Origin of the sequence: Streptomyces sp. NPDC059256, assembly GCF_042753785.1 — a bacterium.
Classification (GTDB): Bacteria; Actinomycetota; Actinomycetes; order Streptomycetales; family Streptomycetaceae; genus Streptomyces.
In genome coordinates this window covers 81378-100362 of record NZ_JBHYZO010000002.1, presented here as the reverse complement: position 1 = coordinate 100362, position 18985 = coordinate 81378, and the positions used below count along the sequence as shown (strand labels likewise).

At 67.3% G+C, this 18985-nt stretch carries 17 protein-coding genes; 4 read left to right on the top strand and 13 right to left on the bottom strand.

Features of this window, described 5'->3' with window-relative positions; genetic code table 11:
- Nucleotides 1-74 precede the first annotated feature (74 nt).
- The gene (locus ACFXJL_RS04985) at nucleotides 75-1445 is read right to left on the bottom strand and encodes an FG-GAP-like repeat-containing protein (protein WP_384689303.1); all 1371 of its coding nucleotides are present in this window, start codon (nucleotides 1443-1445) and stop codon (nucleotides 75-77) included.
- 360 nt (nucleotides 1446-1805) lie between these two features.
- Between ACFXJL_RS04985 and ACFXJL_RS04980 the strand changes: the two genes are divergently transcribed.
- Entirely contained in the window at nucleotides 1806-3365 is a 1560-nt protein-coding gene (locus tag ACFXJL_RS04980) for a TerD family protein (RefSeq protein WP_384689300.1), read from the top strand.
- Between the two features lie 110 nt (nucleotides 3366-3475).
- Here ACFXJL_RS04980 and ACFXJL_RS04975 read toward each other — a convergent pair whose 3' ends face one another.
- Nucleotides 3476-5323: an alkyl/aryl-sulfatase gene (locus tag ACFXJL_RS04975; protein WP_384689298.1), complete on the bottom strand. Its 1848-nt coding sequence runs from the start codon at nucleotides 5321-5323 to the stop codon at nucleotides 3476-3478.
- 165 nt (nucleotides 5324-5488) lie between these two features.
- A complete protein-coding gene (locus ACFXJL_RS04970; RefSeq protein WP_384689295.1) occupies nucleotides 5489-7228 on the bottom strand; it encodes a SulP family inorganic anion transporter in 1740 nt (579 codons plus the stop codon).
- A gap of 277 nt (nucleotides 7229-7505) precedes the next feature.
- Here ACFXJL_RS04970 and ACFXJL_RS04965 point away from each other — a divergent pair, with 277 nt between their 5' ends.
- Genes ACFXJL_RS04965 through ACFXJL_RS04955 form a run of 3 tightly spaced genes read left to right on the top strand, consistent with a single transcriptional unit; the run spans nucleotide 7506 to nucleotide 9135 of the window.
- Entirely contained in the window at nucleotides 7506-7934 is a 429-nt protein-coding gene (locus tag ACFXJL_RS04965; RefSeq protein ID WP_358881972.1) for a hypothetical protein, read from the top strand.
- Nucleotides 7928-8161, top strand: a complete 234-nt coding sequence (locus tag ACFXJL_RS04960; RefSeq protein ID WP_384642473.1) for a helix-turn-helix transcriptional regulator — start codon at nucleotides 7928-7930, stop codon at nucleotides 8159-8161. The genes ACFXJL_RS04965 and ACFXJL_RS04960 overlap by 7 nt, the downstream gene beginning before the upstream one ends.
- Complete coding sequence (locus tag ACFXJL_RS04955; RefSeq protein ID WP_384689292.1) at nucleotides 8158-9135, top strand: NAD(P)-dependent alcohol dehydrogenase; 978 nt, start codon at nucleotides 8158-8160, stop codon at nucleotides 9133-9135. Before ACFXJL_RS04960 ends, ACFXJL_RS04955 begins: the two co-directional genes overlap by 4 nt.
- A gap of 93 nt (nucleotides 9136-9228) precedes the next feature.
- On the opposite strand, the gene ACFXJL_RS04950 is transcribed toward ACFXJL_RS04955, so the two are convergent.
- The 10 genes from ACFXJL_RS04950 to ACFXJL_RS04905 form a co-directional block, all read right to left on the bottom strand.
- Nucleotides 9229-10662, bottom strand: coding sequence for a DUF2252 domain-containing protein (locus ACFXJL_RS04950; protein ID WP_384689290.1), 1434 nt, complete (start codon nucleotides 10660-10662; stop codon nucleotides 9229-9231).
- Nucleotides 10663-10967: 305 nt separating this feature from the next.
- Nucleotides 10968-11390: a PIN domain nuclease gene (locus tag ACFXJL_RS04945; RefSeq protein WP_358881966.1), complete on the bottom strand. Its 423-nt coding sequence runs from the start codon at nucleotides 11388-11390 to the stop codon at nucleotides 10968-10970.
- Nucleotides 11387-11602, bottom strand: a complete 216-nt coding sequence (locus ACFXJL_RS04940; protein WP_358881965.1) for a type II toxin-antitoxin system VapB family antitoxin — start codon at nucleotides 11600-11602, stop codon at nucleotides 11387-11389. The genes ACFXJL_RS04945 and ACFXJL_RS04940 overlap by 4 nt, the downstream gene beginning before the upstream one ends.
- A gap of 1210 nt (nucleotides 11603-12812) precedes the next feature.
- Nucleotides 12813-14930, bottom strand: coding sequence for an AAA family ATPase (locus tag ACFXJL_RS04935; protein ID WP_384689287.1), 2118 nt, complete (start codon nucleotides 14928-14930; stop codon nucleotides 12813-12815).
- Between the two features lie 427 nt (nucleotides 14931-15357).
- Nucleotides 15358-15543 carry a hypothetical protein gene (locus ACFXJL_RS04930; protein ID WP_359242043.1) on the bottom strand — a complete coding sequence of 62 codons (186 nt, stop codon included), beginning with the start codon at nucleotides 15541-15543 and terminating at the stop codon, nucleotides 15358-15360.
- A gap of 609 nt (nucleotides 15544-16152) precedes the next feature.
- Entirely contained in the window at nucleotides 16153-16692 is a 540-nt protein-coding gene (locus ACFXJL_RS04925) for a hypothetical protein (protein ID WP_384689284.1), read from the bottom strand.
- A 791-nt stretch (nucleotides 16693-17483) separates the two neighbouring features.
- Nucleotides 17484-17804: a hypothetical protein gene (locus tag ACFXJL_RS04920; protein ID WP_384689281.1), complete on the bottom strand. Its 321-nt coding sequence runs from the start codon at nucleotides 17802-17804 to the stop codon at nucleotides 17484-17486.
- Entirely contained in the window at nucleotides 17801-18031 is a 231-nt protein-coding gene (locus ACFXJL_RS04915) for a hypothetical protein (RefSeq protein WP_055560624.1), read from the bottom strand. Before ACFXJL_RS04915 ends, ACFXJL_RS04920 begins: the two co-directional genes overlap by 4 nt.
- Before the next feature lie 96 nt (nucleotides 18032-18127).
- Nucleotides 18128-18634, bottom strand: a complete 507-nt coding sequence (locus ACFXJL_RS04910) for a hypothetical protein (RefSeq protein ID WP_384689278.1) — start codon at nucleotides 18632-18634, stop codon at nucleotides 18128-18130.
- A gap of 5 nt (nucleotides 18635-18639) precedes the next feature.
- A complete protein-coding gene (locus tag ACFXJL_RS04905) occupies nucleotides 18640-18969 on the bottom strand; it encodes a hypothetical protein (RefSeq protein ID WP_384689276.1) in 330 nt (109 codons plus the stop codon).
- Nucleotides 18970-18985: the final 16 nt, after the last annotated feature.

Sequence of the window (18985 nt, the reverse complement as noted above, 5' to 3'; positions counted from 1 at the left end):
GCCGTTCCGGCCCGTGTCAGTGACCCACCCGGACGGCGCATCGACGTGGAGCGCATCGGACCCGGTCGTTGGGCCTACTGGGGGAAGACCGGCTCCAAGGGCAACTCGCGTGCGGAGGCGGTCGCCAGACCCTGCCGGCCGGCACTCGGGATCAGCACGCTCGGCTTGTCCTGGGCGCCGACCAGTACATCGCTGTCGCCGTCCCGGTCGAAGTCCCGCAGCCGGAGCTCACCTCCGAAGAAGTCGTACGCGGTGATGCTGCCGGGAATCCCCGAGGTCCCACGGGTGATCCACCGGGAACCCGCACCGCTGAGCCCCTGCTTCCCGCCGTACAGCACATGTGCGCCGCCCGCGAGCTGGGCGCTCCCGACCTTCTCGCCTGGCACGCCCACGGCGAGATCAGGGTGTCCGTCGTGGTTGACGTCCCCTGCGGAGAGCGCGAAACCGAACCACTCGAAGGGGGCAGGAGCGGTCGCCACGCCGGCGCTGGACTGGGAGAGGCGGTACCAGGTGCTGGGTCCGGTGCTCCCGCCGCGCAGCACGAAGACGCTTCCCGCCTCCTTGTTGTACATGGGGTCGCTCACGGCCAGATCGCCGTAACCGTTCTTGTCGAAGTCGGCGATCGCCGCGGCGGGCCGGTACCAGGAACCGAGGGCGTTGTACGTCTCCGTCTTGCCCGGCTTGAGCGTGGAGCCACCGCGGATGAACCAGGCAGCCGAGGTGTCCCGCCCCTTCGACCTGCCCCGGCCCAGGACGTACAGATCGGTGGACTTGTCCTTGTCGACCTTCCCCGCGACCAGGGAGGACGCCTGCTCCATCTGCGTGTTCCCGCCGGTGACCCCAAAACCGGTGACCTTGCCGGTGGCCCCGGACGTACTGAAGCCGCCGTGGTAGACCGTGACGGCGGTGGGCTGTGAAACAGCCAGGTCCGCCTTGCCGTCGCCGTTGAAGTCGCCGGTTGCGAGGGACTCGCCGAACCACTGGCCGGATACGGGCGAGTCGTTGCGGAGCGTCGAGACCTTGCCGGTGAGACCGGACTTCGATCCCCACAGGATGACGACCATGCCCTGTCGGTCCCGCTTGCCCACTTTCTGGAGGGGGTCGCCGACGGCGAGATCGGCATAGCCGTCGCGGTTGTAGTCGGCGGGGGCCAAGGACATGCCGAAGGCTTCGTTCTCCTCGACGGAGCCGGGTATGCCGGCGGTGTTCTGCGTGAACGTCCGCTTCTGCGTGCCCGGTCCGCTCGCGGTTCCGTAGGTCACGGTGACCTCGCCCGCCAGGCTCTCCGCCGTGGCGTAGTCGCGGAAGCCGTCGCCGTTGTAGTCGTCGGCGTGCTTCGCGGGCGAGGTCGCGGCGGATGCCGCAGCCGCCGTCAGGCTGATGAACCCTCCGGCGAGCGCGACGGACAGCGCGATCGCGACTGCGGCACGGAGGTTCTTGCTCATGGGCATTCGGGTCTCCTGGGCGTACGAGGGCCACTGCGGCCACTCGCGCTGGTGTGGGGCATCCCGTCCGTCTCTGCGAACCGGCTTACGAGCGGCGGGAGTACAGACAGGACTCGCCGCGGGGCCGAACGGTTGTACGGGGAACGGAATCACCGGGCGTTCCCCGGCCACGGAGGGTGGGCGAACCGAACTGTGGGGCGTGGGCGAACCGAGCCGCGCCCGTGGTCGACGTACCGTCCGACGGGCTGATGCCCCGGACCTGCACCTGGTCGCCACCGTGGCCTGCGCGGACATCACAGCGGGTACTCATGGCCGACACATTCACCCTGGGGTGGAAACGTGCCAAGGTGGCCGAATGATATGTCTGGGGTGTTGGTGATGGGAGAGCTCAGCAAGGGTGCGAACGCCCCGATCGCGGGGGTGCCGATCACGGTCGAACTGCATCGGACCGGAGATCCGGTGGATCTCACCGCCCTGCTGCTCCATGAGGACGGCAAGGTCGCATCCGACGCGGACATGGTGTTCTTCAACCAACCGACCGCGGGTGACGGGGCGGTTCGGCACGAAGCGGCCGACGGGGATGCACCCGAGCGGATCACGGTGGAGCCCGCGGCACTGCCCGATTCGGTGGTACGTGTGGTCCTGGTGGGCAGTTGCGATCCGGACGACGAGAGCCGGACTTTCGCAGGCGTGGCGGAGTTGACCGTACGGGCGGTGCAGACCGGCGCGGAACCCGTGGTGTTCCCGGTGCCCCGGATGACGGATGGCGAGCGGGCCGCCGTACTGCTGGAGTTCTACCGCAGGGGTGCGGACTGGAAGGTGCGCGCTGTCGGACAGGGGTACCGCTCAGGTCTGGCGGGTGTGGCCGGCGACTTCGGCATCCAGGTCGCCGACGAGCCCGCGCTGCCGCAGCCGGCCCAGCCCGCGCCATCGCAGTCGGTCCAGCCTTCGGTTCAGCCTGCCGTGCCGCAGTCGGGCGGGCCTGCCGTGCCGCAGCCGGACCGGCCCGCTGAGGAAGCGCCGACACTGACCCCCGCCCTGACCGTTCCCCCTCCTGCCGCCCCCTCGCCCACGGCCCCGGACCCGACCCCCGCACCACGTCCCGAGAGCCCGTCGGCACCCGCCACCCCGACACTCGGCCGACTCAGTCTCGACAAGGGCGCCCAGGCCGTCGTCAGCCTCGACAAGAACGATCGCGAGGTGGAGATCGTTGCCACGCTCGTATGGGACGGCGGTAGCGAGGACCGACGGACGCGCGGCGCTGACCTCGACTTCTACGCCCTCTTCGTTCCGGCCGAAACGGCCCTGATGGGCGCCGTGGAGGCCGGAACCAAGGCGGGAGTGGGACACACCCCCAAGGGCAACCGCTACCGCCCCGCGAACATCGACCCGGAATCCGTCGGCCAAGGACCCGACGAGGCGTCCGACGAGGAGCCGGGCCGCGGAAGGTGGCTGCGCCGCAAGAAGCGCACCCTGAGCACGCTGGGCGACCAAGACGAACGGAACGCCGTCTACTACAAGAACCTCGGGTCGGTGCAGGGCGAGCCGTACATCCGGTTGGACGGGGACTCCCAGACCCCGGGCCGTGAAGTGATCCGGATCGTGCGCCCCGACGAGCAGGGGTACGTACTCCTGTGCGCCTACTCCGCGCTGAGCAACGGCGCCGGCTCCTTCCGCAGCTTCGGCGCCCATGTCGTGATCGACGACGGCCGTGGCTCGGTGGTCACCGTCCCGCTGTACGAGGAGAGCGAGACCTCGTACTGGGTGGCGATAGGGCTGGTGGACTTCACCGCTCCCGCGGGGGCGGTCGTGCGGCACATCGAGAGGTACAGCTCCAAGGGGACCGAGCGCCGGCCGGTGCTCCATCGCGACGGGACGATCAGGATGGACGCGGGGCCCGTGGAGTTCAAGGACTTCTAGAGGCCCCGAGGCAGTTCCGGGGAATCCGCAAGCGAGCCCGAGTGATGCAGTGAGCGAGCCAGATGGGCCCGGGAAGCGAAGCCAGGGGGGTCGAGGAGCGGGCCGGGGCTTCAGGGAGTGACGATGGGGAACGACGGATCGGGAGCGGTGACCCGGGACAGCAGGCGTTCAAGGAGCGACTTGTCCCCTTCCGCCCACACCCCGTCGAGCCCCTTGCCGGCCAGGACGCCGAACAGTTGGGCCCGGCTCAGCCGCAGTGTGAGCCCCGCACCCCGCTTGGGCTTCCCCTGGAGCTGACGATGGGTCAGGGCGCCGTGGTGCAGGGTGAGCCGGTGGCTGCTCTGCTCGTCGGTCAGTACGAGGTCGATGGTCAGGTCGTCGTCCCAGGCGGTGGGCCCGTCGATGCGGATGGCGATCGAGTCGAGCAGCATCGAGGTCGGCAGGGCGGCGATCATCTCGGCTCCACCGGTGTCGATGTGCGCGGGCGACACCCCGTGGCGCAGTTCCTCTGCGGAGGCGAGGTAGAAGTTGCGCCACGGGCCGTTCTCCGCACCCCGTCCGAGCCGGTCGTAAACATCGGCCAGCGCCTCCCGCGCCGCGGCTGCGGTCGCGGTGTCCCGGTCATTGCCGGGTGTGGCGAAGACGATGTGGTTGAGGAGGGTTGCCGCGAACCGCAGATCGCCTTCGTCGACGTACGCGCGTGCCTTGGTCAACGCCTGCTCGGGCCCGCCGGCCACGTCGACGTACCGCTTGGCGAGTTCGACGGGCGGGTGCTCCCAGAGATGGGCGACGTTGCCGTCGAACCACCCCAGGTAGCGCTGGTAGATGGCCTTCACATTGTGGGAGAGCGATCCGTAGTAGCCGCGTGCGTGCCAGGCGCGTTCCAGTGCGGGCGGCAGTTGGAGGACTTCGGCGATCTCCGGGCCGGTGAGTCCGTCGTTGAGCAGCCGTAGCGTCTGGTCGTGCAGATAGGCGTAGAGGTCGCGCTGTGCGTGCAGGAAGGTGACGACCTCGTCGTGTCCCCAGGTGGGCCAGTGGTGGGAGGCGAAGGCGACGTCGTAGCGGCCGTCGAAGTAGTTGACGGTCTCGTCCAGGTAGCGGGCCCAGATGCGGGCGTCACGGACGACGGCACCGCGCAGGGTCAGGATGTTGTGCATGTTGTGGGTGGCGTTCTCGGCCAGGCACAGCGCGCGTAGCTCCGGGAACAGGAAGTTCATCTCGGCCGGCGCTTCGGTGCCCGGCGTCAACTGGAAGACGATCCGGACCCCGTCCACGGTCTCCTCCTGCCCGGTCTCCGTGATGTCCACGGTCGGCGGGATCAGGGTGATGGTCCCGGTGGAGGTCGTCATGCCGAGGCCGGCGCCGATCTGCCCGTCGGGCGCCTTGGGCAGCCGGTCGCCGTACATGAAGACGGCACGCCGGGTCATGGCGTTGCCGGCGTAGACGTTCTCGCTGACGGCGTGCTCCAGAAAGCCGGCCGGGGCGAGGATGGGGACGCCTGCCTCGGTGCCGTGGGGCAGGACTCCGCGGCCACCGCCGAAGTGGTCGCCGTGCGAGTGGGTGTAGATGAGACCGGTGACGGGACGATCGCCGCGGTGCGCCCGGTAGAGCGCGAGGGCCGCGGAGGCGGTCTCCGCGGAGATCAGCGGGTCGATGACGATGACTCCCCGCTCCCCCTCGACCAGGGTCATGTTGGAGAGGTCGAGCCCGCGCACCTGGTAAACGCCCGTGGTGACCTCGTAGAGGCCCTGTCGCGCGCAGAGCTGGGCCTGCCGCCACAGGCTCGGGTGTGCGGTGTCGGGGCACTGCCCGCTAAGGAAGGCGTAGGCGTCGTTGTCGTAGACGACCTCTCCTTGGGCGTCCTCGACCACGGCGGGGCTGAGGGCGGCGATGAAGCCGCGGTCGGCGTTGTCGAAGTCGGTGGTGTCGTCGAAGGCGAGGGCCGTCGGGTCCGACATGGCTGCTCCGTTCCGCGGTGGTCGATACTCCGGTCGGCGCCGGTTGCTGCGCGTCCACGACCCGGGGGCCTCGGTATCCGGCTCGCCGGGGACCGGCCCGGTCGCCGTCTGCCCATCTCAGCACCAAGCGTCGAGGCCCGCATTCCGGACGGATCACCCGCGCGGTCATGGGTTCCGTTGCCGCTGTTGTTCGGCGATCCACCTCCGGCCGTCCACGATGGCCTTCTCCACGGCTGCGAACAGTTCGGGCTCGGCCGGTACGACTCCGCCCTCGCCCAGTTGTTCACTCAACCCGGACTCTTCGAGGATGCGCGCCAGGGGCGGCTGTACTCCCGCGAGGACCAGACGGCCCCCGGCCTCGGTGACCCGGCGGGCGTAGCGCCCCAGCAGGCCCACCAGCGTCGATGACGGCACATCGGGCAGGGCGCGCACCACCAGGACCAACACGGCCCGCCGCGCTCCCTCGGGGGACGGCAGTTCGCTTTCGATCCGGGGGAGCTCGGCGAAGAACGACGAGCCCGCGTAGTCCACGACGGTCACCGTGTCCGGGGGGAGGCGGTGGGGCGGGTCGTCGACGCGCCAGCCGCCGCCCTCCGTACGGTGCAGGGCGACCAGCTTCGCCTGGCGTGCGACCTGGACGCAGTACAAGAGCAGGGAGAGCACGGCACCGAGCACGATGGCCTGTTGGAGCGGAAGTTCGGTGGTGGCGAGGAAGGTCAGCACCATGGCGGCCGAGGAGAGCCGGGAGGTGCGCAGCACCAGTCGGACGTCATGGCGCCGTCCCCAGATCAGCTCGACGCCGATGACCAGGATCAGCCCGCCGATCACCGGCATGGGGATGTGTTCGGCGAGCGACCCGCACACCAGGACCACCAGGGCCAGGAAGACTCCGGAGATCACCCCGGCCCAGCGGGTGCGGGCGCCGGAGCTGACGGCCACTCCCGTGCGGGACAGCGATCCGCCCGATGGCAGCGACTGGAAGAGTCCGCCGAGGAGGTTGGCGTACCCCTGGGCGCGGAAGTCGCCGTTGGCGTCGGACCGGGAGCCGTCGGGGTTGGGTTCGGCGGGGGCGATCCCCGCTGCCTGGGCGAGGGCGACGAGGGCGACCGAGACCGCTCCGACCGCCAGGGCGGGTACGGCTGACAGGTCGGGGGCGGAGAAGTTCGGCAGCGATGCCGGGATGCTGGCGATGCCACCGACGAGAGGCACGTCCACGGAGAGCACGGCGACTCCCGCACTCGTCACCACCATGGCGATCAGGAGCGCCACCGACGCCAGTCGCTTCACCGTCCGGGCGCAGGCCCACACGGCGATGGTGACGGCGGTGACGGCGGTGGTGGTGCCCTGCCAGTCGGGTACGTGCACCAGCCAGTCGACGAGTTGGGCCAGCTTGTTCCCGTGCCGGGGCCGGTAGCCGGTGGCGTCCTTGGGGACGCCGGTGATGATCTGGAGGGCGATCCCGGTGGAGAAGCCGATCATCACCGCGTTGGAGACGAAGGTCATCACGGCGCCCAACCGCAGCGCCCCCATCAGCAGCATCACAGCGCCGACCAGCAGGGTCAGTGTGGCGATGTGGCCGGCGTCCCGGGGGTCGAGACCGGCGTCGTCGAGGACGCTCTGCGAGGTCAGGGCGATGGCGCTGGTCAAGGTGGTGACCATCAGGACGGTACGGGAGGTGAGGGAGCCCACGATGGCGGGCACGACGCCCGCATAGAGGCCGGCCACCGGGTTGAAGCCGGCGATCGAGGCGTACGCCATGCCCTCCGGGATGGAGAACAGTCCGGTGACGGCGCCCGATCCGACGTCGGACGGTGTCGGTCTGCCCGGCCAGGTGCGTCGTCCGCCCGTCTTCCGCAGGCCGCGGGGCCATGACAGGTGCACCCTGGGGGGCCATGACAGGTGCACCCCGGCCCCCTTCGCCGCCGCTGCCGTCTCCGGTGAGCCTGCGGGTGGGTGGCGGTGTGCGCGAGCGGGGGAGTGCCGGGTGGGTGATCGCATACCCGGCCGGCCGCCCGATGCGCTGCTGACCGGTTCGGACAGATCTCTCATTGAGCGGCGGTGCCGTGGACGCGTCAGCCATTCCCACCTGCCCGCCAAGCGGGCGGAGTAAAGAATCCTTGACTTGATGTAAAGAGAGTCATACCTTTTCAATGTCAGGTTTGCTTTACATGGAGGGGGAGGCGTGGCGCACGAGGAGAAACGCGCTTGGATCATGGGAGGGATCGCGATCATCGGCTACGCCGTCTATCTGGCCATCGTCCTCCCACGGGCGGGCAGTGAACCCCTGACCGAGGTGTCGTACGCGGCACCGCTGCTGTGGGTCGTGGGCGCGGCGATCGGCGTGGCCATCGCGCTCGACATCGCCCTCGGAATCACCTCCCGGTGCGGCACCGCCAGGGTGGACCAACGCGACCGGGAGATCAGCAGGTTCGGCGACCACGTCGGACAGTCCTTCGTCATCCTCGGCGCGGTCGCCGTCCTCGCGATGGCCCTCGCCGAACTGGACCACTTCTGGATCGCCAACACCATCTACCTGGCATTCGTCCTCTCCGCCGCGCTGGGTTCCACCGCCCGGATCGTCGCCTACCGACGGGGCTTCCACCCGTGGTGAAACCGACCCGCATCACCAACTCCATCCGCTCCCTGCGCTTCGCACGGGACGAGATGACGCAAGCCGAACTGGCCGACCGCATCGGGGTCACCCGCCAGACGGTCATCGCCATCGAGAAGGGTCGCTACTCGCCCTCGCTGGAGATGGCCTTCCAGATCGCCCGGGTGTTCGCCGTCCCGCTCGACCAGGTCTTCCAGTACCCGGACGACGCAGAGGAGTTGCTGTGAAAGCAGTGCTACAGGACGAGTACGGACCCTCCGACGTGCTGAAACTCCAAGACGTCGAACGGCCCATCCCCAAACCGGGCGAAGTCCTCATCCGGATCCGCGCCGCCGCCCTCGACGCGGGCGTCTGGCACCTGATGACGGGCCGACCCCAACTGCTGCGGCTCATGGGCTTCGGAGTGCGTCGACCTGCCGTCCGCATCCGCGGCCGGGAAGTCGCCGGACAGGTGGAGGCCGTCGGCGCCGGGGTCACCCGTCACCGCGTGGGGGACGAGGTGTTCGGCTTCTGCGAAGGCGCGTTCGCAGAATACGTCAGCGCACCACAGGACCGATTCGTCAGCAAACCGCCGAACCTCCCGCTTGACCAGGCCGCAGCCCTCCCCATCTCCGGCGTCACGGCACTCCAGGCCCTGCGCGACAGCGGACGCGTACGACCGGGCCAACAGGTCCTGATCATCGGAGCGGCAGGGGGAGTCGGGACCTTCGCCGTACAGCTGGCGAAATCGATGGGCGCCACCGTCACCGGAGTGTGCAGCACCGCGAAGACGGACCTGGTCCGCTCGCTCGGCGCCTGCGAGGTCATCGACTACACCCGCGAGGACTTCGCCGAACGACCCGAGCGCTACGACCTGATCATCGACACCGCGGGCGGTCGCCCCCTGTCCGTGCTCCGCCGAGCCCTCACCCCGCGCGGCACCCTCGTCATCGTCGGCAGCGAAACCGAAGGACGCCTGCTCGGCGGTACGGACCGGGTCCTGCGCGCCCTGCTCATCTCCCCCTTCGTACGCCACTCGCTGCGCGGTCTGTTCTCCGTGGAGCGCTCGTCAGACCTACAGATCCTGGCCGACTCGGTCGCCGCGGGCGATCTCGTCCCCGTCATCGACCGCACCTTCCCGCTGCACCAGGTGCCCGAGGCCATCGCCCACCTCAGGGACGGTCACGCCCGCGGCAAGGTGCTCATCGCCCCGACCCCCTGACCGCGGCTGTTCGCACCTCAGGTCCCCGCGGCCTTTGACCGTGCTCGTTCGCATCTCAGGTCCCCGCGGCCTTTGACCTTACTTGTTCGCGTCTCAGGTCCCCGCGGCCGTCACCCTGCCCACGCGGATCGCCTCCACCAGGGCCGCATGGTCCCGCTCGTTCTGGTCCGCGTACACCTCCGCGAACTCGGCCACCGCACGGTCGAAGACATCCCCGCCCCCTAGATAGCCGGCGATGGCGATCCGGTCACCGGATCTGGCGTGGGCGCGCGCCAACGTCTGCCCGCAGAGCTCCCCGAACAACCGCATACCGCGCGGCACCATCACCTGCGGCGTGACGATCCCCTTCCAGTCGTGCAACTGCCGGATGTAGAAGTCCCGTTGCTTCCCGTCCATGCCCTTGACCCGGTCCCACCCCAGGAACACATCCCCCACCGCCTGCATAAGCCGCTGCCCCGCGACAACCCGCTGCCCCTGGTTCTCGTACGCGCTCTCGCCCACGTGCGCGGCCAACACCGAACGGTCCGCCTCCTTCGCCTGAAGGATCAACGGGTCCTCGGCGTCCTTGCCCAGGAGCAGCAGGATCCAACAACGCGTACCCACACTGCCCACACCGACCACCTTCCGGGCGATGTCGACCAGGTGGTACTGGCGCAACAGATGTCGACGCTCGGTGGACAGGCTCCGGGCATAGCGGTCCACCAACGCATGCAGTTCGCCGCTGAGGTCGTCGCGCCGCGCCCCCTGCAACAGATCGTCGATGGGCACGACCAACGGCGGATCCGGGGTGAACCGGCGCTCGATGCCCTGGAGCCGGGTGAGCTTCTCGAACGCCTGGAGGCTGTCGCGGGTCCGCGCCTTCGCCATGACCTTGCGCAGTCGCTGCCTACCCCTCGCATCGAGCCGCTGATCCGCCAGCGACTGGAGCTGCTCCATATCACCGTGCGTGTACCAGACATCGAGGTTGCCCAGGCCGGCGAGGAACCGCATCCGCTCCCGGTACGAACGCACCGCCGCCCGCACCACGTCCGCCCGGACCTTCGCCGAGTAGCCGTTCTCCCGACCGGCGATCACCAGACTCGTGGCCAACCGTTTGACGTCCCACTCCCATGGGCCCGGCAGGGTCTCGTCGAAGTCATTGATGTCGAAGACCAATCGTCGCTCGGGCGACCCCAACAGCCGGAAGTTCATCAGGTGCGCATCACCGCACAGCTGGGCGAGGAGCCCGGAACGGGGCGTGTCGGCCAGGTCCTGGGCCATGATCGCTGCTGCGCCCCGATAGAAGCGGAACGGCGACTCGGCCATCCGCCCGTAGCGAATGGGGATCAACTCCCCCACCCGGGAGGCCGACTGCTCCTCGATCACATCCAGTGGGTCCGTGCGTCCGGTGCCAGGGTCGAACCCGGCATGGCTCGACCTCGGCACCTTCTGCCGGGCCGCCCTGCCCAGATCCGCCCGTTCGCGGGGCGACAACCGCATGGACGGACGCAACACGTCCGTGACGGAATTCCCACTGCCCTTGGCCATGGAGCGCTCCTCCGGTCCGAGCGCGAACCGGTGGGAACACTGCCAGTCCGGCCGCCCCACCCATTATCCGGCGCCGGCCCCGCCCCGCATCTCGACCGCCGGCCCGGGGAGCCCGGCTGACCTCGTGCGATGCCCTCCGATGTGGGTGGGCGCCCCACTGATCGGTGCCCGGCACCCTGCCGGTGCTCAGGGCAACACGGTTCCGAGGCAGAGGAGCTCCGGAACAGCGAGCGAGGAGCTGGTGTCTGCGAACCTTGCTGAACGCTGCTGGATGGGACCAGAACTGAGACCACGCGAGGGACTGTTCATTTGCCCGCCTCGGGGCCGAACCACTGCAGGGCCTGACCGGTGACAGCGGCGATGCAGTCGAAATCGCGGTCGCGGTGCAGGAGAGTAAGGCCCTGCAACTCCGCTGTGGCGGCGACGACGAGGTCCACCGCGCCGGCGCTGAGGTGCTGTCCCCGCCGGGTCAGCAGTTCCTGGACCTGCCAGGCGCGATCGTAGGCGCGGTCGTCGACGGGGACCCAGCCGAAGATCATCCTCAGGTCCTCGATGGCCCGGGTGCGGTCCTCGGCTGATCGTGCGCTGTAGAAGAACTCCAGCTCGGTGATGGGGCAGGTTGCGATCAGTCCGGCTGCGGCTGCCTGGTCCCAGCCGTACTGTTCGGCGTCCCCGCGAAGGAATCGGGCGAGCGCGCTGGTGTCGATCAGAAACTGCGCCGCGCTCACCGCCGGTAGCTCCCCTTGTCGTCAAAGACGTCCAGGTCGAAGCCGCCGTCGGTAGTCGCCGCGCGCAGCCGGGCCAGAGCGAGAGCCCGGCGCCGGTTTTCCAGTACCTCCCGCAGGGCGGTATTGACCGTCTCCTTCTTGGTGCTGGTTCCCAGCGCCTGTGCCACGTCGGCCAGCAGTTCGTCGTCCAGGTCGATCACTGTGCGACTCATCCATGCACCTCCTGAGATATCAGCTCGTGTATGGAGTATATCTCCCAGGTGTACTTTGCTCGGTCTTGGTCGAGATCACCAAAGGCGACCGTGTGGACGCTGACTTCGATCTTTGAGGCGGCGAGCATGGCTATGGAAGGGCATGGGGCGGGAGGTGTCGAGATGCGCTGGATCGCCACCCTGGCGGGTGCCTTCGCGACCGTAGGGCTTGCGAGGTTTCTGCTCGCACAAGTCCGGAAGCTGATGGTGGAGTTCGCAGAGGTGATGCGAGCCTGGCGTGAGATCCGGCTGCTGCTGAGGTGTCGGCCGGAGGAGAAGGCCGGCCCCAAGCGGCGGCTGCCGCGGGGCGGCGCCTCTCGTCGAGTGGGGTCAAGACGCAGGCCAGGACGGAGAAACGTTGAAGGGCCCCGTCTTGCGACGGGGCCCTTCAACGTTAGTGCCCGGTGAGGCACTGGCGGAGGATACGAGATTCGAACTCGTGAGGGGTTGCCCCCAACACGCTTTCCAATCAGGTCGACTATCTGCCTCGTGTGTGCTGCGACTAGGACCAGTCTGACCAGCGCATATGTCCTGGGTCAACAGAGACCAGGCACAACGCTGGCACACGAAGCGTCTCGCTCAGTAGCCACACGGACACATGGATATGTCACTCGCCGTACGTGCCAAAGTCACAGAGCGTCGAGCGCGCTCCTGTCTCCCCAGACGTCGATAGGCCGTCCCTAGGCCGTTCTCCGTAGCCCTTCCGGGGGGAGTCCCCAACCCACTTGCGCACACCCGACCGGGCCCATCCCTCACGCACCACACAACGTGGATGACACCTGTTCCACACCCAGCCGAGAACGAAGGCGCACTCCACCGCACTCAGACTCACCACGCGGATGACACCTGTCCCACACCACCCACGACGTTCGACAGACGCCGTTCTCCCGCGTCGTCTCGCTCGCTCTGTCCCACCGAACTCGACACGCAGCTAGACACCGATCTTGAACACGTCGAACTCGACACAACTCGACAAGCTAGACACCGATCTTGTTTTAGCGTCCGTACGTGCGGAAACAGGTCGACACGCAACTAGACAGACATCGACACACAGCATGTCTAGACACGCGCATCTCTAAGAGATGCGCAGCGTGTCTAGCTGTCGAGCGAGACAAAGAAGAGAGCACGCCACGTTGTGACGCGCTCTCGTTCTCACCCTCTCGGTACCGCCTCACACAGACGAGCCGAGATACGTCCAGGCGCTCGCCTGCCCCTGCTTCCCCTTGCTGATCTGCGTCTTCCGCTTCGGGTCTTGCTCGAACCCCTTGAGGTGCCGCTCTGCCGTCTTGTCCGACTTCCCGATGACCTCGGCTGCTCGTGCTGCCGTCACCGGTCTGCCCACCGCCAGCGACATGAAGGCCCAGATCTTCTCAGCGTCGCTTAGGTTCTCGCCCACCTCATCGAACTTGTCCTGGCTGCTCTCCAGCTCGTGAGAGGTGCAGCCGTCCGCCCACATGCCCTCGTGGTCCTTCTTGCCCCGCCGCACGATGCTGAACGAGTCGTCGCCGTGCCCCGTCCGTGTGTGCGTCCGCTTCATACCGAGGGTGATCACCACCCATTCGCCGTCCGGCTTCCTCTCCTTGCGCTCCCCCTTGACCGTCATTTCCCAGACGTGGTCAACGTCCTGCGCCTTGGCGCTGTTGCCGCGAGCGCCCTTGGTCTCGTCCTTGCCGAAGTGGTCGATACGAACGCCGCCCACACCCCGCGACTTGAGCGGCGCGTGAACGAGCCGGTAGAGCTGGAGCCACGGAGCCGAGTCGTTCTCGTTGCCCTTGATGAACCGCGACGCAGTATCGAGGATCACCACGTCTGGCTTCACCTCATCCACGATCGCCAAGAGCTGTTCGGCCGCGTTCGCCTCCGGGTCATCCAACGTGCCGTCGAAGGCTGGGAACTGCTTGTAGATGAACCGCTCGGAGAGGGCGGCCAGGTCCTTGTCGGTGACCCCGAGCGACCGCGCACGCGTGATGATGTCGCGGAGGTTGTTCTCACGGTCGAAGTAGAGAACCCGCGCGCCCGACTCCTTACCGTCCCCTTCGTCCTTGCCGTCGCCCTTCCCCTCATCGCCGAGGAACGACCACCCGAGAACCAGGGACAGGGACCAGTCGAGAAGGAGCAGAGACTTCCCCTCCTTGCCGCCAGCCACGAAGGCGATCTGTTGCCCGCGCTCCAGGAACTTGCCCAGGAGCCAATCTGGGCTGGAGTAGTCCCGCGTCCACGCCGATGCCCAGTCGAGACTGGGGAACCGCTCGGTCAGGCCGTCGCCCACGATCACGTCTCCGCCATCATCCGCGCTGGTCACGACCGGTTCAGCACTCACGCCGGCGCTCGTGCTCTGACCCCGGCTCTCAGCACCGCTATCGGGCTGGTGTGGGACCTCCTTGGAGTACACCCTCGCCACGTCGGCGGCGATCTGTGCTGGCGTCCACTTGTCCGTGGCCGCGTCGCACTCCAGGAGCACGCCCAGCGCCTCACCCTGGCTGAGCCCGATCCGCAACAGGTCCTTGGTCAGGCCGCTCGCGAGCTTGTGCCGACCGTCGTAGTTGCCCTCCGCGAACCTCCCGTTGGCCTTATCCAGAAGGCGGCGAGGTGACATCCCACCGAGCCCCGGAGCCGTCTTGCCCGCGTACTTGCGGAACGTCTCAGCAGCGCTCACGGCGTCCTCAACGGCGACAGACGCACGCTGATACTCGCTCGCACTGCTGGCGTCCGTACGGAGCGCCTGACGGACGCTCGGGAGCGTCTGACGAGACGATGACAGGCGCACAGTGCGACAGAGCACCGGTTCGCCCTTGCGGTTGAACGACCCAGGCACCCGGAGGAAGGACGCGGGGTTCTGCTTGGCGTCGCCGTCCAGCGCCACGCGGAGAGCCTGGTTCAACTGCTTGATGACGTGCGGGGGGTGTGGGACATCCAGGGGGACGAACACGTGGTGACGTCCCACACCGCCCGACTCGTTGACCGTGGCGTCCAGCCGTTCGATGAGCGCCCTCTGTTCGTCGGTGAAGTCCTGGTCCACGTCAGCCCAGATGACGGCCGCGTCCTTTGCCTGCGCCTCACTCGGCATACCCTCGCCGCTCATTGGTACGGGGGCGAAGAACAGTTCCGCCCCCTCCCGCTCAGCCTGGCGAAGCAGGCGGCGGACCGTGAAGTCCTTCGGCTTGGCCTGAGCAATGACGTCGGGAATGATGCTTCCCCGCGCATCCCTATTCGGGCTGGAGATGAACGTAATTCGCGGCATATCAGACCCATAGGTTTCCGCGAAGAAAGCCGCAGTGTTACTCTTCATTCCGTTGCCTATTCCTTTCCAGGCGCGTTGAGTTCCAGAGAAAGCCCCTGTTGCCAGGCGGGGGCTTTTCTCATGGCTCCATCTCCAGGCGAATCACTTCGTGCGCTCGGTAGCACCCGCCGCCACATCCGAAGCGGTTGATCCATTCCTCCTGACGCTTCGCGTTCTCGCGGGAGGACCAGAGGCTGACAATGCGCTGGTCTCCGGCCGTGTGCGGCTTGCGGCAGTTCGAGACCAGCGCGTACGGTAGGTCGTCGCCCGGCTCGAATGCGCGAACCCAGATAGCGTTCCGCCACACGCAACGGGCGAATGCCAGATATGTCCTGTGCTGCCTCTCGCAGTAGTGGCGGCGGTATGCCTTGAGCGGTCGAATGGCTGTCTTCATGGCCCATCGTTTCCGTTCTTCCCTCGGCTCTCAAGTGGGTAATTACTCGGCGCTCTCGGCGGCCTTGGCCTTCCGCCGCGTGCACCACGCCTTCGCCTTCGGGTCGTCGCTGTGCTCGCACCCGTCGTGGAGGCGATCGAGTCGGCACAGTCGGCGGTTGCCCCCGGTGTTCTCGTGCTCGCAGGCCGAATGATCGATGTAGGTACGGCGGGTCTTGGGTGTTTCCATCGCTGCTTCCTCCGAATTGGTTCGGCTTCCTTGATCGAATTCTCTCAGTGGCGGATTCCGCACTCAAAGGGAAGCGTGGGGTCGAATCAGCAGGCGGATTTGAAAGTCTGTAGCTTCGCACAAAGAGATCGGAATAGCGGCCATGCAAAAAGAAAGCCCGCACTGGTGGATTACCAATGCGGGCTATCTCGTGAGTGAGCGCGACGCGTGAGCGACGACAGAGCGCAGACGTATGCGTTAGGCGCTCAGAATCGACGCGTGAGGCGCCAGAAGAGTCGAGAGTGACGAACTCTGTCGGCGAGCACTTCGAGGCGTCCTAGCGCGCTCTGAGAGCTTCTGCGCTGTCGCCACTCCATGAGGTCGAGAAACGCGTTATCGGTCGGCTCGGCAATGCGCGGCATGGCTGGTCCTTCACTCGGCGGGGCGGTGTGGGAACGGTGTCACCACTGCGCCGACGCGCGCAATCCACGCCGCTCACGGTCCGTGATCGCGCGAAAGGTACCCCTGATATGTGCACGGGCCATGAATGGGAATTCCGCAGGCTGGAGGCGGTGAGTGATTCCCGCCACATCGAGCTGGTACTCATCCGTTTGGGGGAGGGCCTAGCTCCTACAGGGCAGAGACGTCCATGAGCATCCAGTGGCGCTTACGGCACCGGTCTCGCTCGTTCGGGGTGCTGGGGTGGGTGCACTCCGAGAGGTGGTCGATGAAGGGCGACCGTGGAGGTGATGAGACGGGCTGTTCCACACCACCCAGCATCAGCCCGCTGTTGGGCAGGGCCCAGAACGTGATGCGGTGCGTGGAGGTCCACCCGTCGTAATCCTCCGGGTCGTAGACGCGGGTGATCTCGCCCATGGCCTCCAAGAGAAGAAGGTGCCGCATGGCTCGGGAACAGGACTTCCTGGACCCTGAGCCGTGTACGCACGCCTTCGCCACGTCGTAAGTCGACGGCAGGGAGGAGCGGTTACCGGCTGCGCCCTCCTTGAATTCACGGGTGATGAACTCGTGGATGCGCCTGGTTAGCGCGGTGTGAGCCTTGGCCTTCCTGGCCCGAGTCTGCGGCTTATTCGGCTGGTGTGGCAGATAGCCGTCCGCCTCCAGCTCGGCTATGGCCTCGTCCAGCCAGGAGTCAGAGATGGCCGTGGTCATTTGGGCAGTTCGCTGATGTGGCCACGGTCCACCAGGAGTTGGAGAGCCGCGTCGATAAGCTCGGGTCCATTGGCCTGCATGCCTGGGTACTGTCGCCCGATCCATTCCCGCGTGAACACGGACTGCCTATCGCGGTTATATCTCATCCGCTTCAAGATAATGAAGGCCATAGTGGGAGCGTCGGGAAGTCTCCTTGCCATCATCCAACCCGAGGCGGGTAGGGCCGGATTGCCCTGGCGAGCCCTACGGCACTTAGTCATCTCCCAAGCCGTGTCCGGGTGGTCACAGTCGGCGTGGATTCCGACCCTCTTGCCAGTCTCGACAGCTCTCCGACCTTTTCTGCACTTCAGGCGGCCAGCCTGAGTAGCAGGGTGATCACAGTCCTCATGGCTGGATTGAACCATTCCGCTGGTCCCATTTAGACCCCGTGCCTCACGGCACTTCTGGCGGTCCCAAGAAGTGCTCGGGTGAGTGCAATCCCGATGAGAGATTTGATGGGTAGAGCGGAGCCGTGCCATCTCAGTTTCCCTCCTGAGTCGTGAGCGCCAGCGCGGGACAGTGCCCCGCGGATTCGGTGTCGGACATGCAGAGAGACCGGACAGCGGGGAGGGGTCAGACCCTGCTGTCCGGTCTCAGGCTCGGCCACCCTAGAGACCGAGCTATTCCCGGTGGGGCTGACGTCACCGGGAGTTGGGGGGGCTGGTGTGGAACAGGGGGATAGTCCCCGCGCGGGGTTAAGGAGGGTAAGAAGAACCCCTGGAGCCCTGTCCCACACCAGCCGGTCTAGTGGGTCAGTCCTCGGTCGTCAGGTCGTAGCCGTCGTCCTGGCACGCCGAGAGGACGCGGTCAGCCGTGGGGCCGTCGAGACGAGCGGGACGCGCCGGGCCAGGCACCAGGTGGATGCGCTGGCGGTTCAGGTCACTGCCCTCGATGGTGATGCGGCCTTGGTCCCGGAGCCTGCCGAGAGCGGCCAGGACGTCACCCTGCTCGACACCGTGCAGGCTCGGGAGACCCAGCAGGCGGGTCGTGTAGAGACCATCTCGCACCGTGCGGTGCTGGCTGTTCACAACGCCGTTGAACACCCGCGTATCGAGGTCCAGCTCGGGACTCATGACGCGGCCGCAATCGCGGACTTCACGCGGGTGACGACGGTGCTCTCCGGCGTGGCGGAGCCGGGGTTGGTCGGCGTGAGGATCACGCTGTCCGCGCCGGTGGCAACGGGCGCTCCGGCCTTGACCCGGCCGGTGTTGTAGAGGTCCAGGAACACCGCGCGACGGCGGGCAGCGCCCAGAGCCATCAGGCTGTTGAAGTCCTGGAGGTCCATCGTGACGTTGGCCATTCGGGGCCTGCCTTTCTACTGCGGGCGGATGCCCGGTTCTACGCGGTCGGATAGGTGGGTCGTGCAAACGGCCGGCGCGGTTACGCGCCTGCCGTTTCAGCTGGTGGGGTGGCCGTAGTAGTCGGCCATGAGCTTCTCCGCGACCCGGTCGCGGGACTGGATCTGGGCGACTTCGTTGACCGAGGTGCCGGGCTGGGGCGTGCGGGAGACGAGCGGCTTGGCCGCACGCGCCGCGAACTCCTCGCCCGCTGCCTGCTCTTCCTGCCGGGAGGTGTTCATCATGGCCTCGTGAGTGCGGCGGCGATCCCGCTCCTCCCGGCTCGCGCTGAGTTCCCGCCTGAGCTGTTCGCGGGCCGTCGCCTCGGGGTGCGGAACGCGCTGCTCGGCGAGCATCCGGGTCCGCTTCTGGACGGCTGCCTCGAACGCTCGGCCCTCGGTGTCGTTGGCCTCGTGGATGGAGTCGTAGTTGCGCGGCTCGCCGAGCATCCGCCGCTGGATGACGCGGGTGCCCTCATCGACTCGCCGCGTGCCGACGTCGCCGTTGGTGTACCCACTCGCCCCTCGCATCTGGGCCATGAGGCGCGCGCTCGTGCTGTCGGCCATCTTCATCACTCCATCTCTTCGAATACGGGGGGTGTGGTACGTGCCTGTGCGGCGCGGCCTTCGCGGATGATCCGGTCCAGGTCGGGATCGAACTTCTCCCACAGGGGACGAGGCGGAGCCTGCTTCTTCCGGCGCGCTTCTCGAACCGTGGCCACGTACTCCGTGCGCTGGCAGATCTCTTCCTCGGAGAGCTTCCGCGTCTTGCACGGCGGTGATGCCGACTGGGACCACAGGCCGTACTTAGAGAGAACCCTCGACAGGAGGTAAGCGGGAGCGTCGGCAACCTCTTGGGGTAGCTCTCGCCCTTCGATCTTGAGGTGGCCTATCCGGGCCATTGCTGCTAGCTCCAGG

What these genes read in the sequence shown, in the direction of transcription:
- ACFXJL_RS04985 (WP_384689303.1), bottom strand. Translation starts at nt 1,445, where the DNA reads ATGAGCAAGAACCTCCGTGCCGCAGTCGCGATCGCGCTGTCCGTCGCG.
- ACFXJL_RS04980 (WP_384689300.1), top strand. Translation starts at nt 1,806, where the DNA reads ATGTCTGGGGTGTTGGTGATGGGAGAGCTCAGCAAGGGTGCGAACGCC.
- ACFXJL_RS04975 (WP_384689298.1), bottom strand. Translation starts at nt 5,323, where the DNA reads ATGTCGGACCCGACGGCCCTCGCCTTCGACGACACCACCGACTTCGAC.
- ACFXJL_RS04950 (WP_384689290.1), bottom strand. Translation starts at nt 10,662, where the DNA reads ATGGCCAAGGGCAGTGGGAATTCCGTCACGGACGTGTTGCGTCCGTCC.
- ACFXJL_RS04940 (WP_358881965.1), bottom strand. Translation starts at nt 11,602, where the DNA reads ATGAGTCGCACAGTGATCGACCTGGACGACGAACTGCTGGCCGACGTG.
- ACFXJL_RS04935 (WP_384689287.1), bottom strand. Translation starts at nt 14,930, where the DNA reads ATGAAGAGTAACACTGCGGCTTTCTTCGCGGAAACCTATGGGTCTGAT.
- ACFXJL_RS04930 (WP_359242043.1), bottom strand. Translation starts at nt 15,543, where the DNA reads ATGGAAACACCCAAGACCCGCCGTACCTACATCGATCATTCGGCCTGC.
- ACFXJL_RS04925 (WP_384689284.1), bottom strand. Translation starts at nt 16,692, where the DNA reads ATGACCACGGCCATCTCTGACTCCTGGCTGGACGAGGCCATAGCCGAG.
- ACFXJL_RS04920 (WP_384689281.1), bottom strand. Translation starts at nt 17,804, where the DNA reads ATGAGTCCCGAGCTGGACCTCGATACGCGGGTGTTCAACGGCGTTGTG.
- ACFXJL_RS04915 (WP_055560624.1), bottom strand. Translation starts at nt 18,031, where the DNA reads ATGGCCAACGTCACGATGGACCTCCAGGACTTCAACAGCCTGATGGCT.
- ACFXJL_RS04910 (WP_384689278.1), bottom strand. Translation starts at nt 18,634, where the DNA reads ATGGCCGACAGCACGAGCGCGCGCCTCATGGCCCAGATGCGAGGGGCG.
- ACFXJL_RS04905 (WP_384689276.1), bottom strand. Translation starts at nt 18,969, where the DNA reads ATGGCCCGGATAGGCCACCTCAAGATCGAAGGGCGAGAGCTACCCCAA.